The 15,716-nt window shown below is 37.0% G+C and carries 11 protein-coding genes and 1 riboswitch; of the genes, 2 read left to right on the top strand and 9 right to left on the bottom strand.

Going from position 1 to position 15,716, the window contains the following annotated elements:
- Nucleotides 1-64 precede the first annotated feature (64 nt).
- The 9 genes from B2R82_RS10075 to B2R82_RS10035 form a co-directional block, all read right to left on the bottom strand.
- On the bottom strand, nt 65-676 hold the full coding sequence (locus tag B2R82_RS10075) for a response regulator transcription factor (protein ID WP_283869735.1): 612 nt from the start codon (nt 674-676) through the stop codon (nt 65-67).
- Between the two features lie 16 nt (nt 677-692).
- Entirely contained in the window at nt 693-1,841 is a 1,149-nt protein-coding gene (locus B2R82_RS10070) for a sensor histidine kinase (protein WP_422655555.1), read from the bottom strand.
- A gap of 148 nt (nt 1,842-1,989) precedes the next feature.
- Nucleotides 1,990-3,021 carry a fatty acid desaturase gene (locus B2R82_RS10065; RefSeq protein ID WP_283869737.1) on the bottom strand — a complete coding sequence of 344 codons (1,032 nt, stop codon included), beginning with the start codon at nt 3,019-3,021 and terminating at the stop codon, nt 1,990-1,992.
- A gap of 111 nt (nt 3,022-3,132) precedes the next feature.
- Nucleotides 3,133-3,630 carry a GNAT family N-acetyltransferase gene (locus B2R82_RS10060; RefSeq protein ID WP_286924718.1) on the bottom strand — a complete coding sequence of 166 codons (498 nt, stop codon included), beginning with the start codon at nt 3,628-3,630 and terminating at the stop codon, nt 3,133-3,135.
- 71 nt (nt 3,631-3,701) lie between these two features.
- Nucleotides 3,702-7,133: a methionine synthase gene (gene metH, locus B2R82_RS10055; RefSeq protein ID WP_286924717.1), complete on the bottom strand. Its 3,432-nt coding sequence runs from the start codon at nt 7,131-7,133 to the stop codon at nt 3,702-3,704.
- Complete coding sequence (locus tag B2R82_RS10050) at nt 7,126-8,973, bottom strand: bifunctional homocysteine S-methyltransferase/methylenetetrahydrofolate reductase (protein ID WP_286924716.1); 1,848 nt, start codon at nt 8,971-8,973, stop codon at nt 7,126-7,128. Before B2R82_RS10050 ends, metH begins: the two co-directional genes overlap by 8 nt.
- Before the next feature lie 85 nt (nt 8,974-9,058).
- Nucleotides 9,059-9,158, bottom strand: a riboswitch (SAM riboswitch).
- Between the two features lie 125 nt (nt 9,159-9,283).
- Complete coding sequence (locus B2R82_RS10045; RefSeq protein ID WP_286924714.1) at nt 9,284-10,672, bottom strand: protoporphyrinogen oxidase; 1,389 nt, start codon at nt 10,670-10,672, stop codon at nt 9,284-9,286.
- A 300-nt stretch (nt 10,673-10,972) separates the two neighbouring features.
- A complete protein-coding gene (locus B2R82_RS10040; RefSeq protein ID WP_286924713.1) occupies nt 10,973-12,262 on the bottom strand; it encodes a globin-coupled sensor protein in 1,290 nt (429 codons plus the stop codon).
- Between the two features lie 517 nt (nt 12,263-12,779).
- Complete coding sequence (locus tag B2R82_RS10035; protein WP_286924712.1) at nt 12,780-14,066, bottom strand: SEL1-like repeat protein; 1,287 nt, start codon at nt 14,064-14,066, stop codon at nt 12,780-12,782.
- 887 nt (nt 14,067-14,953) lie between these two features.
- Between B2R82_RS10035 and B2R82_RS10030 the strand changes: the two genes are divergently transcribed.
- Nucleotides 14,954-15,412, top strand: coding sequence for a hypothetical protein (locus B2R82_RS10030; RefSeq protein ID WP_286924711.1), 459 nt, complete (start codon nt 14,954-14,956; stop codon nt 15,410-15,412).
- The gene (locus B2R82_RS10025; protein WP_286924710.1) at nt 15,400-15,687 is read left to right on the top strand and encodes a DUF2653 family protein; all 288 of its coding nucleotides are present in this window, start codon (nt 15,400-15,402) and stop codon (nt 15,685-15,687) included. Before B2R82_RS10030 ends, B2R82_RS10025 begins: the two co-directional genes overlap by 13 nt.
- Nucleotides 15,688-15,716: the final 29 nt, after the last annotated feature.

The raw sequence follows: 15,716 nt of genomic DNA, 5'->3' as shown, positions 1-15,716 counted from the left end.
TGTCTATTTTCAATCAAGATACTTGCATAGGTATAAGGTTATTCATGATAGGTTCTTAAGCTGCTTATTTATTCCATCCTTTTTCTTTAAAGCGGGCAATGGCTTCAATACGATTCCCAACATTTAATTTTTCTAAAATAGTGGAGATGTAATTCCGAACAGTCCCTGCCGATAAAAATAATTCTGCAGCAATTTCTTTTGTCGTTTTTCCCTCTGCAACAAGTGTCAGTACTTGGCTCTCTCGGTCAGTTAATGGATTTTCGCTATCATCCTCATAAACAAAATCGACTAGTTCAGGTGCGTAAATTCTTTTACCATCCATAATGGTACGGATGGCACTGACCAATTCCTCTATAGGGCTATCCTTTAGCAAATATCCTCGGACACTAGCCTTTCTAGCACGCTCAAAATAACCTGGTCTTGCAAATGTTGTTAATATAATTACTTTACAATCAAATCCAGAGTTATGCATTTCCTCTGCAGCGTCAAGTCCAGTTTTCACTGGCATCTCAATATCCATAATACAAATATCAGGCTGATGCTCAGCTACAAGTGCCAATGCTTCCTCTCCATTTTTGGCTAAGCCTACGACTTCCATATCATCCTCCATACTAAGTAAAGAGCGAAGTGCGCCTAATAGCATACCCTGATCTTCAGCAATTACAATTCGGATCATGTTACAAGCCTCTTTTCTATATGTTCTTCAGGTTTTCTTTGACCTTCTGATGCGTAATTGCCACTGGAATCGACACCGATAATGTGGTGCCCTCCTCACCTTCAATCTTAAAGGAGCCGTTTATAAATTCTAAACGTTCACGCATTCCCTTTAAGCCATTTCCTGTCTTCCATGCTTGCTTTTTCGTAATTCCTTGTCCATTATCACGAACTACCAAATGCACCTCTTTAAAATTCTGATGAAAGGCAATTTCACATTTGGTAGCGCCACTATGCTTGATGACATTATTTACAGCCTCTTTTAAACACATCGATAAAACATTTTCTACAAGTGGGGGCACTTGTAATGTCTCTTTATCTCCTTCAAAAATAAATTCCATTTCAGCTGCCCTCAATATCTGAGAAATGCGCATAAGCTCATCCTCAAATTTTGTTGTTCTCATATCAGAAACTAATTCACGAACCTCTTTCAATGCAATACTAGCTGTTTGACGAATGTCCTTAATCTCTATTAAAGCTTGTTGTGGATCTCGTTCAATTAGTCTTGATGCTAAGTCACTTTTTAAGCCAATCATGGATAATTTTTGACCTAGTGTATCATGTAAATCCCGTGCAATACGTTGTCGTTCCTCAAAAACAATTAACTCCGCAATTCGCTCATTAGCTGTTTCCAGCTGCCCCTCCAAGTTTTCACGTTTATTTTTTGAATAAATCGTTAACGGAAGAAGTACAACCGCTAAAATTGTTAATACAACAAACGGCAGTTGTGATAAAAATAAGTGCAGCTCCACAAAGAAACCAACACCTGTCGAAATAACCGTAAAGCCAATATGTAATCCATACATAATATAGAAGCCAACTGGTCTACGAATATTACCAATGAAGAAAGCTGTGAAAATTGATAAATACACATAGCCATACAGTATTGTCATCACGATATTAATGACCATTTCAAAGCTGATCCACATATATACAAGGCCGTTTTTCGAATTCATAGAAAATCGATAGAAAATAAAATATAACATTAAAAAAGTAATCCCTATGGATATTTCTAAATAAGATGATTTTCTAAAAATAAAGAAAAACGGTAGGAAACAAAAAATAATCCATAAATATATACTGAGCATTGGACTATTCGGAATAATACTGTGCCATTTCCTCAACATAATCTCACGCTCTTTCCTACTTTTCCCTTATTATAACAAGAAAATTAATTTTATGCCTGTACATGGCTTTCCTTAGCTAGTCATCATAAAGATAACTATTTAAGTAAAAACAGCCATCCCTTCAGAAGAGATGGCTAAAAATTTTTTACTAAGCAGCGATACTGCCTTTTGCTTTTCGTTTAATGATTTCATTAACATCCTTAAACGTTACAAACTTCCCTTGATCTTCATCGTATAATTTGTAGCGCAATGATTCTAAGCTTGTACGCAATGTAATTGTTGTTGCAGTATGCAATGGTGGTGTTTCATTATGCGCTTTTTCAAGATTATAGTTTGGCACACGTGGAGCTAAATGATGTACGTGGTGAAAACCAATGTTCCCAGTAACCCATTGTAATAGCTTTGGTAATTTATAATACGAGCTTCCTTCAACGGCAGCCTTTACATAATCCCATTCTGAATCATGTTCAAAATATGAATCTTCATACGTATGTTGAATATAGAATAACCAAATGCCTAGAGATCCAGCGACGAATAATGTTACACCCTGTACTAGTAAAAATGCTTGCCAGCCCATCGTATAGATTAACGTTGCACAAAGTCCTGCTATCACAACATTTGTTACATGGGTATTAAGACGTTCCTTTTGTTTTGCATCCTTACGATTAAAACGATTTAATACTAATACCATATATAATGGACCTAATCCAAACATAACGAATGGATTTCGATAGAAACGGTACCATAATCGTTGACCTTTAGAAGCCTGTAAATATTCCTCTACTGTCATCATATCAATATCACCGATACCACGCTTGTCTAAGTTCGAGCTAGTTGCGTGGTGAATTGTATGCTCACGTTTCCATTTTTCATATGGGAATGACGTTAATACCCCTGTAAAAAAGCCAACCCAATCGTTTGCTTTTTTACTTTTAAAAAATGAACCGTGTGTACAGTCGTGGAAAATTATAAATACCCTTACGACAAACCCAGCCGAGATAACACTTAATCCAGCTGTTAACCATGGTGAAACATCTACAACCATATATCCAGCAATCCATAGTGCGATTAACGGTACAATCGTATTAATCATTTGAAAAATACTTTTAGCAGTATCTGATTTCGCAAATGGCGCTACATCTTGACGCAGTTTTTTTGTTTTTTCTTTATCTGTTGCCATTGTTTTGCTCCCTCTTTTCTTTTTTTCTTTATGACCTCATCATAAAACATGAGCATAAACAAGCAACAGACGCAAACATCATAAAAAGGATATGACATTTGTCATATCCTTTTATTCAGGTCCAGATAAATGAAGCTGATAAAACACCAGGTCCAGCCATTGTTCAAATTTATAGCCTGCATTCTTTATTGTACCTGCATATTCAAAGCCTAATTTTTCATGTGCTTTAATACTACCAATATTTTCACCATCAATGCCTGCTACAAGTGTTTTCACACCCTGCTCCTCTGCAATTCGAATAAGCTTATGCATTAGCTTAGTAGCAATTCCCTTTTGATAATGATCCTTATGCACATACACAGAATGCTCCATCGTATGCTTATAACCAGGATAGGGACGGAACTGACTATAGGTAGCAAAGCCTGCTACTACACCATTCTCGTCAAAGACAAGGAGAGGATTATGAGAAGCCTGTTGGTCCTTAAACCATTGCAATTTCTCCTCTAACGATTGCGTTTCGTAACGATAAACAGCCTTACTCGTTAAAATAATATTGTTGTAGATGTCTAAAACCTCAGGTATATCTTTTTCCTCCATGAAGCGTATCATCCCGTTCACATCCTTCAACCAATTATGACAGTTTGCCAATCTGTACTTCTATATAAATTTCTTTTTTAACCTTACACATTAAAATAGCGAGCATCTGGATGTGCAAAGACAATTGCAGAAACAGAAGCCTCTGGTTCCATCATAAAGCCTTCAGTTAAATGAACACCAATATCCTCCGGTTTTAATAAGCCAAACAACTTCTCCTGATCCTCTAAATTTGGACACGCAGGATAGCCGAATGAGAAGCGCTGTCCTTGATATTTGGCTGCAAAACGATCACGCATTGTAAAGTCTGTGGCATCCGGGAAGCCCCATTGATCACGAATTTCCTGATGCATTCTTTCTGCAAAGCCCTCTGCTAATTCTAATGCTGTAGATTGTAATGCATGGCTTTCAAGGAATTTCCCATCCTCCTTTAATTCACGCGCCTTGGCCATGACCCCCTGTCCTGCTGTAACAACCATTAGGGCAATATAATCCATTTCTCCACTCTCAACCGTTTTTAAGAAATCTGCAAGGCATAAAAATGGTTCCACTTGCTGACGTGGGAAGGTAAAACGCTCAATTTCTGTTTTATTATCTGCTGGATCATAGACGATAACATCATCTCCATCTGCCTGTGCAGGGAAAAACTGATACATTCCAGACGGTTTCAACAAGTCACTTTTTAAATAATCGTCCACTAAGTCCTTTAATTCTATTGCTCTTGCATCTCCCACATCAAGTAATTGTTGTACTTGCCCCTTCAAACCCAAGTGGTGACCAAGTAAAGTACGCATGTTTACATAAGGATACAAATGAGATACAGAATACTCCTTTTTCACATGTCGCCTTACATCGGCTGGTAAAAATACAGGTGCTTCCTTTACTGTACGAGCAGGTTTTATAGCTGTTTCTTTTGCAGGGCGGGCCGCTCGTTTCTCATCTGCTTCTAAACGTTTTTTACGGGATTCCACAATTTCGGCTAGGAAATCTGCACGTGTTTCTGAACCCATTAAAAGATTTGCCTGCTCTAATCCTTGCATCGCGTCCTTCGAATAGATGACTGGTCCATCATACTCATCCGCAATCTTAGTTTCTGTAAAACGTCGAGATAATGCTGCACCGCCCACTAAAATTGGAACGTCAATCCCCGCTTCTTTGAAATCCTGAGCCGTAATGACCATTTGCTGTGCTGATTTTACAAGTAAGCCTGAAAGCCCGATAAAGTCAGGTTTTTCTTTTCGAACCGCTTCAATTAATTGAGCAGGTGTTACTTTGATGCCAAGATCAACCACCTTATAGCCGTTATTGCTTAAAATAATATCAACTAGGTTTTTCCCAATATCATGTACATCGCCTTTGACTGTTGCGAGCACCATCTTTCCTTTACCAGCACTCTCTTCATTTTTCTCCATAAATTGCTCCAAGTGAGCAACAGCAGCCTTCATAACCCCAGCTGATTGTAATACTTCCGCGACGATAAGCTGATTATTATTAAATAATCGACCGACCTCAGCCATTCCTTCCATCAATGGTCCGTTAATAATATCAAGAGGTGCTTCAAATATTTCACGAGCAGCCTCCAGATCCTCAATAAGACCTTCTTTTGTCCCCTCTAAAATATAGTAAGCTAAACGACCTTCTACTGTTTTAGGGATGTCAGCCTCCGTTTTTTCTTTCTTTTTATCGCGATAAAAATCTGTGAACACGGCTAATGTCTCATCATTTGTATTAAATAATAAATCATTTGCAAGCTTAATTTCCTCTTCTGGAATGGAAGCGTAGCGCTCTAGCTTTTCAGTATTCACAATGGCATAGTCTAAGCCTGCCTGTGTACAATGATATAAATAAACTGCATTTAACACCTCACGGCCAACAGGCGGTAAACCAAATGAGATATTGCTGACACCAAGCACCGTTAATGTATTTGGCATTTTTTCTTTGATGAGTCGAATTCCTTCGATTGTTTCTAGAGCCGAACCAATATATTGCTCATCTCCTGTACCTACTGGAAACATTAATGGATCAAAGATGATATCTTCTGGTGCAAGTCCCCATTTTTCAGTTAACAAGTGATAGGAACGTTCAGCAATCTCTAGTTTACGATGTCGATCAACCGCCATGCCTTGCTCATCTATCGTTCCTACAACCAAGGAGGCACCATATTTTTTCACAAGCGGCATCACAGCATCAAAACGCTCTTCCCCATCCTCTAAATTAATAGAGTTGATTATAGCTTTCCCTTGCGAAAATTTAAGTGCTTCTTCGATAACTTTTTCATCCGTTGAGTCTATCACAAGAGGTACCTTTACTTTTTTCACAACTTCCTGCATAAAGCCGCGCATATCGGCTAGTTCATCGCGATCAGGATTTGCTAAACAAATATCAATAACATGAGCACCATTCTTTACTTGTGCACGAGCAATTTCTGCTGCTTCCTCAAATTTCCCATCAATAATTAGGTTTTTAAACTTACGAGAGCCAATTACATTTGTACGTTCTCCAATAAATAATGGACGCATAGAATCGTCATACACTAATGACTCGATACCCGAAACTACATGACCATGAGTTTTCTCAGGTAATTGGCGTGGCTTTTCGTCTCTTAGTACCTCACGAATAGCAGCGATATGAGCTGGTGTTGTTCCACAGCAGCCTCCCACTATATTCAGCCAGCCCTTTTCTGCAAAGCCTTTTAGCTTTTGTGACAGTGACTCTGGTGATTCATGGTAGCAGCCTTCCTCGTCAGGTAAGCCTGCATTCGGGTAACAGCTTATATATCCCGTAGAAAGCTCTGCTAATGAACGAATATGGTCTGTCATGAATTCTGGACCTGTCGCACAGTTCAAACCTACAGATAGTGGTTTAATATGCTCGATAGAAATGTAGAATGCATCTATGGATTGTCCTGCAAGTGTCGTTCCCATCGGTTCAATTGTTCCCGATATCATCACAGGAAGCACTTTGCCAGTCACTTCAAATGCGCGAGATACTCCTAAAGTACCCGCCTTCACATTGAGCATATCCTGGCTGGTTTCAAGCAACAATACATCCGCTCCAGCTTCAATCAATGCCTTTGCCTGTACATAAAAGTTTTCTTCTAGCTCATCAAAGGTAATCCCACCTGTCACTGATAAGGTCTTTGTAGTAGGTCCCATCGCTCCTGCTACAAAACGTGGCCAATCAGAGGTAGAAAAATCATCCACTGCCTTACGTGCTATTTCTACAGCACGTTTATTGATTTCCTCTGCTTTTGCTCCCAGATTATATTCATTTAATACAAGAGGAGTACCTCCAAATGTATTTGTGCAAATAATATCTGCCCCTGCTTCCAAATATTTTCTATGAACCTTTTCAAGCACATCAGGTCTAGTTAGTACAAGATTTTCATTACAGCCATCATATTCCTCGCCACCGAAATCTTCAGCTGATAAGTTTTCGTTTTGTAGCATTGTTCCCATTGCGCCATCAAGAATTAAAATTCGTTTCTCAAGTTGCTCTTCAATCAAATGCTTAGCCATTTATACTTACCCCTTTTTTCTGTTCATCCAATTGCTCTATAAATTCCATTAGTTCTAGTGTCATATCATAGCGTAGGAATGGTGTAATGAGGTAAATACCATTGAAATATTCTGCGGCTACCTCTACTAATTCCTTAGCGATTGCAATTCCTTCTAGTGTCGCGTGCTCCTTATCCTCACCACAAGCCTTCATCCGTGCTAATGCGTCTTCAGATAATTTAATGCCGGGAACTTCATGATGTAAGAACTCTGCACTTTTATAGCTCGTAACTGGCATAATTCCTATATAAATTGGTGCTTCTAAATGCTTTGTCGCCTCATAAATTTCTACAATTTTTTCCTTTGTATAGACAGGCTGTGAAATAAAATAATCTGCCCCATGTTCAATTTTCTTTTCTAATCGAGATACAGCTCGGTCTAATACACGGACATTCGGATTAAACGCTGCGGCTACAGAGAAATTTGCCTTTTGACGTAGCGGCTTCCCTGAAAAAGATACACCTTCATTTAACTGTTTGATTAATTGGATAAGCTCCATTGATGATACGTCATAAACACTCGTTGCCCCTGGGAAATCCCCAACCTTTGTTGGATCTCCAGTAACCGCTAAAATATCATGAATGCCTAGTGCATTTAAACCCATTAAATGGGATTGAAGCCCAATTAAATTACGATCTCGGCATGTAATATGTGTTAACGGGCGTACCCCATGTGTTTCTTTCAATAAAGCGCCCATTGCCACATTACTTATTCTTGGCGATGCTAGGGAATTATCCGCCATCATCACCACATCTGCGCCTGCCTCATATAATTTTTTAGCACCTTTAATAAAGCCATCGATTTCTAAATGTCTTGGTGTATCTAACTCTACTATAACCGAACGTTGACGTTTTACTTTTATATGCAGTGGCTCGAATCTTGAAGGTTCTGCCTCACGTACAATCTCTACTTTCTCAGGCTTCGCTAATTTTTCTTCTACTGGAGATAATTCCTCTAAGTATTTTTTCGCTGCAGCAATATGCTTTGGTGTTGTACCACAGCATCCACCTATTAAACGGACGCCTTGATCTCGAAGTGCTACAGCTGCTCGACCAAAATAGTCTGTCTCTGACTCATAAACAACACGCCCGTCTTCTAAATCTAGAAGAGATGCATTTGGATATGCTGACATAAATGCCTTCTCAGGAAGCTCTACACCTTCAAATGCTTGAATCGTATGGAATGGACCTAAACGACAGTTAACACCTACAATATCAGCTCCAAGCGCTTCAAGTTCATGTAGAGCGTTATTTAAACTCTTACCATTTTGCAATACTCCCGGTTCATGCATTGAAACTTGCGCAATGATTGGCAACTTGGTTTTTGTTCGAAGCATTTTTAATGTCGCCGTTAATTCTTCAAAATCATAATAGGTTTCAAGTAAAAGGCCGTCTGGATTCCCAGCCAGTAACACTGTTGCTTGCTCTTCAACAGTCGCTAAAATTTCTTCTAACGTTGCATCGCTTTTTCGAATGCCTCGAATCCCCCCAATAGTCCCTAAAACAAATTGACCTCCATCTGCAGCTGCTCGCTTGGCAATCGTCATAGCTGCTTCATTAAACTGCTGAACACGCGATTCTAATCCGTAACGTGCTAATTTTATGGCATTCGCTCCATAAGTATTTGTTTGAATAATGTCGGCTCCAGCTGCGATATACTCTCTATGAATCTTTTCAATTAATTCTGGTCTTTGAACATTCATTTCCTCATGACAGTATTCCAAGCCATAGCCGTATAATACCGTACCAATTGCACCATCTGCTGTCAGAACATGCGTTTTTAACTTTTCAAGCAATCCCATAAAACTAGCCCCTCTTCCTATTTTTCTATAATAAAAAAGCCTTCTTTAACACAAAGAAGGCTTTTACGTTTCGTAATTTTGTTCCTTCTCATCTTCGACCATAGGGTCTTCTGGATTTAGCACCTGACAAAAAGTTGGTTGCTGAAGCGTCATTGGGCCAGTCCCTCAGCTTCTCTTGATAAGAATTTAGTATGAATTTTTTAAATAATTAAAAGAATCATAACGTTAACAAACGTTTGAGTCAAGACTATTTCACGTAACAAAGGATATTTCAAACGAAAAATATAATTTTTTGTCTTATATTCTGCAATTAAGATAATTTTCCAGCAATATTATCCCCTATTTTTTTACCGTTTTGAATACAAGCTCCTATACCTACACCAAAATAAGAGCAGCCTGCAATGGATAAATTTGGATAATTTGTTTCGAGCTCTCGTAATAAGCCCTGTAATGCCTCACGATGTGCTAAATCATATTTCGGCATTTGATCAATCCATCTACTTACATTCACGACACTTGGTTTTTCTTTAATCCCCAAGCTTTTTCTTACATCCTCTAAGGCAACAACTGCTAATTCTTCATCTGTCATCCTACGTAACTTCTCATACGCAGGGTTAATGCTTTTATAGAAGAGTCGAACAAGTAATTGCTCATTTGCTGAAGTATGCTTCCACTTACGGCTTGTCCATGTCGATGCATTACAGATTACATTTGAATTATGAGACACAATAAAGCCTGTTCCATCAGCTGGTAATCTACTATCGGGTACATCGAATCCTAAATAAATTGTAATAGCGGAGGCAGTATTGAATTGGTCAAAATAACGGTTCAATGTTGCATCCTGTAATAAGTGCTGTACAGTTTCATTAGGTAATGCTAAAACTACATGATCTGCTTCAATGATCGTATCATTTGCTAAAGTAACTTGGTAGTGATCTTCCTGCTTGTTGACACTTGTAGTGCTAATTCCCTTTAAAATTTCTACATCAGTTAACGTTTCTTCAAGACGATCAATTAAAGACGATAAACCATTTTTAAATGAAATAAATTTTTTATTAGCAGCTTTTACAAATTGTTCTCGATTTGCGTCAAAACCTTTAATAATACTACCGTACTCATTTTTATAATCAATTAAATAAGGTAATGTTGAGGCAATCGATAGTTGATGTAAATCTCCTGAATACACACCTGCTAATACTGGCGCTATTTGATTTTGAACAAGCTCCTCCCCTAAATAGTACGTTAAAAATTCTCCAATTGAGCTGTCTTTTGTAAAGCCTACATTTGGCATTGTCAAATCCTTTAACGCTTCTTTTTTACCTTCTTCGGATACAAGTGTGCTTTCTTCTAGGGAGTGAAGGCTCATCGGAATACCGAACGTTGAATCTGCCGGAATGGCATGGAGCTCATTATTTGTGTATATATAAGAAATCCCCGTTTCGTTGTATACCAAATCTTGCTTAAAATTAAGCTCTTCAACCAGCTCCATAACACCTTTATGACGAGCTACAATTGAATCTGCCCCTGTCTCCATAATGAATCCCTGTTCGTATTCAGAGTACAACTTACCACCTAGATATGTATTTTTTTCAACAAGCACCAGCCTTACATCTATTTTTTTTTCCTTCACTTGACGCTGTAAATAATGCATCGTACATAAACCCGTAATTCCTCCACCTAATACAACCACTGTTTCCATATTAACCGCCCCTAATTTTTGTTGTCTTCCTTTAGTATAAACCCTTTTTATTGAAAATTACGCTAAACCCTTTACAAATTTAGCAAAAATGGAGCTATCCAGTGCGAGGATAGCTCCATTACTATGACTAAATATGTATCTTTTCATGATGAAACAAAAAATACCATTGAACTTAAAATCTCGGCAATTCACTAGCTAATATTTACTAAAGAACCATTTAACACCATGTATTAATGGTTGTTATAGTGTTTATAGGCTGTAGATTTCAGTTGCCACAATAAAAATTATCCTTACCATGAATTAATTTAAGTGTTGGGCAACATTTGCTAATTTCTCAGCTGAATTCGTTACTTCTTCAAAGGCAATCCCTAGCTCATTAAGAACCTCCGCTATCGCTAATACTTCTTTTTCCATACTATCATTTTGCTCTTTTGCTTCTGTCATCGATTCTAATATTTTCGTAAATTGCCCTTCTGTTTGAACCATATTTTCCTTGCCAGATATGACCTCTTCTTGAATATTATTAAGAGAATGTGTTAGCTTATTTGTCCGTTCATTTGTTTTATGTAACAACATGGCTACTGAGGTCACAGAATCTTTTGTTTGAATCGATAGTTTTCGAACCTCATCTGCAACAATATTAAAGCCTTTACCCGCCTCTCCAGCACGGGCTGCTTCAATAGCTGCGTTTAAAGCTAACAAATTAGTCTGGTTGGCAATAGTAGTAACCACACTCATAATTGATTCCATTTCTTTGGACATACCAGTCAACTGTTCAATATTTTCTGTTATATCCTTCAGCAAGTGAATAATATTACACATGTTTTGTGATTGGCTCTTTATTCGTTCTCGCCCCTCTAATGCCTGCTTCTCAGCCATCGCCGACACCAAAAGTGAGTTTTTTGCAAACTGTTTAATTTCATCTGATTGCTTGCTTATTCGATGAAATGAGTTATTTGTTTCATGAGATATTGTAGCAAGACTTTCTGTAGACGCGACGATCTCCTTCTCCACTATTTCCTTTTTCCGTTCCATATTCTCCTTGTGCTGCTCAACAGTATTTTCAAAAGCCTCTAGTACTAATTGCTGCTCAAAATTTGAAATTTTAGAAATAGCTCGTATTGTATTCAACTGATCTTTGGGATGATGTATATACTCCTCCACTAAGTTAATAAATGATATAGATAAATTTTGGAAGGCACACATATACCATTGTGTTCTTAAACCAATATGAACATGTACTTTGGCTATTTTAGTACGTCTTTGATAAAATTCATCATCAATTGTGCCGTTAAACATTTCTATAATATGGCGGCAAAGCGTTACTTTTAATTTTTCTACAGAACTGTGACTATTAATTATACTTACTAAACTACGCTCAGTTCCTATCATTCTATAAAATCTATCAACAATATCATTAATATTTTCTATAACAAATGGCTGAAAGGCTTTTAAATACTGTAAATCCTGCTTTGTTAAATTTAGCATTTCTATTTGCTTGACCATTGACTTGCAATTAGAAACATCCATTTTTACAATATATTGCTGAAGGTCTATCGCTGCTGTCTTTCTCTGTTTTTGAAAAATCACACATTTTCCCTCTTTCACGTGTACTTTTGCAAAGCTGAGAAAATCCAATTCCGTTTACAAAAATATATATTTCAAAATGTAAGAAAATAGGTTTAGGTTAATTTCTGCTCAAGTTCTAGTTGAACAAAATCCCAATCATCATTTAGCCATAGATGAACTACTCTTTTCAAAATCACTCATATACCTTATCCATTTTATAAATAGCTGTCAATTTCCTGTTATACATTTTTTACCATTAATTGTATAAAAAGTCCCTGTAGCCAATCTATTGGCTTAAAGCAGTAAAAAAGCTACCACTATATCTTTTGGTAGCTAATTTGTATCATCTAATATTTCTTTTGCTTATTTTTTGTTTATTTTTCCTTTGTCTTTATTATCCCTTCACTATATTAATATTTTTACCGTTAGTTCTATGCACTATTATATACCTAAAATAAACAACAAAAACAATCTTTTATACCTATAAAACCAGGAACGATAATAGAAACTAAATAACTATAATTTTTTTACGAAAAATTTACATTCCTTTTAATTCATTCAGCAAAATGGCTGCCTCTTCTATTCCTGACTCTGCAGCCAGTCCATACCATTTAATAGCTTCTTTTACATTTCTGGTTATGCCCTCTCCATTATTATAAAGATGCCCAAGCTGTAATTTTGCCTCTGAGTCTCCTTGAAGAGCAGCCTGTTTAAACCAATGAATTCCTTTTTCAATATTACGTATACCCGTTAAACCCTGACTCCAAATAAATCCCAAATCATAAAATGCATCCACATGGTATTGCTCTGCAGCTCTTTCATACCAATATAAACCTCGATTCACATCTCGGTGCTGACCTAATCGCCCCTCAAAACAGATTCCGCCAAGCCTATATTGTGCTTCAACATAGCCAGCTTCGGCAGATTTTTTATAATAGAAGTATGCGTGCTCCTCGTCAATGTCAACGTCTAACCCTTGCTCGTAAATAATTCCAAGAGTAAACATTGCTTCAGCAACACCCTGCTTGGCAGCAAAGTCAAACCATTTCTTCGCTAGAAGCATGTTTTCTGATACTCCTTCACCGTTAAAATACATATCTGCCAAGTTATTCGCCGCATCTGGATGCCCTTGCTTTGCCGCCGCCTCATACAATGAAAAAGCTCTGCGATAATTTTCCTGTACACCTATACCTTCGAAATAAAAATTCCCAAGTTCATATTGTGCATCGGCATGCCCCTGCGATGCTGCTAATTCTAACCATTTTAAAGATTTTTCAGGCTGAAAACAGAAGCTTTCACTTGCACTATAGTATTCTCCAAGCTGAAACTGTGCCTCTGCATCTTGTTCTTCTATTGCCTCTTTATATAAATCAATAATGAACTCATGATCTAAATCTTCTTCATCAAATGCTTCAAGCTGCTTATCTTGATTGTTAAAATACCATTCCAATACATCAATTACATCGTCAGCAACCTCGTTACAATAGGCTAACTTCTCAAGTGAAGAAATTTGCCAAATTAAAATATAAATAGGGAGTGGAATTGCTTCACGCAGTAAATCATCATACTCAGCTAAAAGCGTTAAGACATTTTCCTGTACTGATTGTGTCTGCTCTGGATGAACAATTTGTAAATGGCGTTGTTGATTTTTTTTTAAAAGTCCAAGCACAACTTGATACAGCATTTTATGCAAGGCTGTTAATGACACTTCTTCAAATGTTAGCAATTTGATGTTTTGTGCAAACCATGTACCTTGAGTCTGCGTGAGCATTAGTAAGGATTCAATTCGCTTTTTATTTCGTTCAGCTAAAAATTGTCCATACATTCGTTTCCCCCCTTGCATTATAAAAAAACCGTCTTGCCAATATTATATGGAAGACAGTTTAAAATTGATTACACATACACACTTAGTATTCACCCAATGAATAATGGGATAACTAAAAAACATATATATGAGCCCATTTATACTGTTTAAAAAACGAGTAAAGGCATTTGGAACATAATAAAAAGCAGTCTATTCCTTTCACATGAATCGCCATTGAAAATGCCATATTTTTTCAGTATTTATTAATTGATCTTCCATTATTATCTATTGAGCAGGTATTTGATGTATTTCCACCACCATATAATTTTTCATGGCATAGGCGTCCGATACTTTTTCATCTGATCCCAGAACAATAATATAATTTGGCTCATAGCCTTGTGTATACAAACATTGTATAACCAAAAATTAAAAACGCATAGAAAAAAGTATATGCCAAATTTCATATAATCATAAATATCACAAATACATACCAAATCATCTTGAACAATCGATAAAATAAACATTATGCTCGGAAAACTCCCCAAGTATAATGATGATTCCCATCTCCGTGACAACACCCTGATTATCTGGCAGCAATAGTGGGTACTGAATAATGATTGCCCTTAAAATATATAAACCTAATAGCCCTAGAACTACTACATTGAAAAAAACGTCTTTTTTCTGTCGTATTTAATAGGAGGAAAATTGCCGTTAATAGCAACAATATTTGTATAATCGTCTCACTCCTTCCTATTGTCTTTATACCCTTTTTGCTGACACTGCTTGTTCAAATTTGTCGTTATTTCTAAATTAATGACGGCTATTATTTTATTTTTTGAAAACGTTCATGTAAAATTAGTTGCAAGAACTAGTTTATGACAAAATGATAAATTGGAGGAATGTAAGTAATGAAAAAAATTCTTGCCGCTATTTTTGTAGCGACACTGATGTTTGCGACTGTTGGGGCAACATTGTTTGTTTCTGATACACCAACTGCAGAAGCTAAATCCTATAAATCGGGGAAAAAAGGCTTTAAAAACAATAACAATAGCTCTAATATCCAAAAATCTCAGGATAAATCTAAAGATCAAAATAATGCAACAACGAATAAAAATAATACAAATAAAACAGATACAACTTCAAAAAAAGGCGGCTTCCTTTCTGGTGGTCTAATGAAAGGACTAATGCTGGGTGGTTTAGCCGGCTTATTATTTGGTAGCCTCTTTAGTGGTATGGGTTTGTTAGGTAATATTTTAGGTTTATTAATTAACGTAGCAGCAATTGCAGTCATCGTTATGCTTGTTGTAAAAATTATCAATATGTTTAAAGATAAGAAGCGTAAAGAGGAAGCGCAATGGCACAAATAATTAATGAACAGGATATTATTAATGCTATTTGCTTATCACAGGCATATTATAAAAATATTCGCCCAGAAGAAGTGCTTGTAGAGCTAACCTACGATGATGATTCAGGCTTTGGTGCTGAAGTTGAAGTGAATGGACAGATAGAGTTATTCAATACAGCAGCGATGATTGGTGCATTACGCGTTTGGATTAAAGATGTCCTACATGGTGATCCATTTTCAACTGGTATCGAGCTTGTATTAGATGATGAGGAAGGCATTATTGCTAGATTGTCGTAAATAAGTTAAGAGGCTGGGACATAAATAGC

This window comes from Lysinibacillus sp. UBA6686 (assembly GCF_002455205.1).
Taxonomy (GTDB): Bacteria; Bacillota; Bacilli; order Bacillales_A; family Planococcaceae; genus Lysinibacillus; species Lysinibacillus pakistanensis.
The sequence above is the reverse complement of the archived record's forward strand: the minus strand, read 5'-3'. Positions and strand labels throughout refer to the sequence as shown.

What these genes read in the sequence shown, in the direction of transcription:
- B2R82_RS10075 (WP_283869735.1), bottom strand. Translation starts at nt 676, where the DNA reads ATGATCCGAATTGTAATTGCTGAAGATCAGGGTATGCTATTAGGCGCA.
- B2R82_RS10070 (WP_422655555.1), bottom strand. Translation starts at nt 1,841, where the DNA reads ATGTTGAGGAAATGGCACAGTATTATTCCGAATAGTCCAATGCTCAGT.
- B2R82_RS10065 (WP_283869737.1), bottom strand. Translation starts at nt 3,021, where the DNA reads ATGGCAACAGATAAAGAAAAAACAAAAAAACTGCGTCAAGATGTAGCG.
- B2R82_RS10060 (WP_286924718.1), bottom strand. Translation starts at nt 3,630, where the DNA reads ATGATACGCTTCATGGAGGAAAAAGATATACCTGAGGTTTTAGACATC.
- metH (WP_286924717.1), bottom strand. Translation starts at nt 7,133, where the DNA reads ATGGCTAAGCATTTGATTGAAGAGCAACTTGAGAAACGAATTTTAATT.
- B2R82_RS10050 (WP_286924716.1), bottom strand. Translation starts at nt 8,973, where the DNA reads ATGGGATTGCTTGAAAAGTTAAAAACGCATGTTCTGACAGCAGATGGT.
- B2R82_RS10045 (WP_286924714.1), bottom strand. Translation starts at nt 10,672, where the DNA reads ATGGAAACAGTGGTTGTATTAGGTGGAGGAATTACGGGTTTATGTACG.
- B2R82_RS10035 (WP_286924712.1), bottom strand. Translation starts at nt 14,066, where the DNA reads ATGTATGGACAATTTTTAGCTGAACGAAATAAAAAGCGAATTGAATCC.
- B2R82_RS10030 (WP_286924711.1), top strand. Translation starts at nt 14,954, where the DNA reads ATGAAAAAAATTCTTGCCGCTATTTTTGTAGCGACACTGATGTTTGCG.
- B2R82_RS10025 (WP_286924710.1), top strand. Translation starts at nt 15,400, where the DNA reads ATGGCACAAATAATTAATGAACAGGATATTATTAATGCTATTTGCTTA.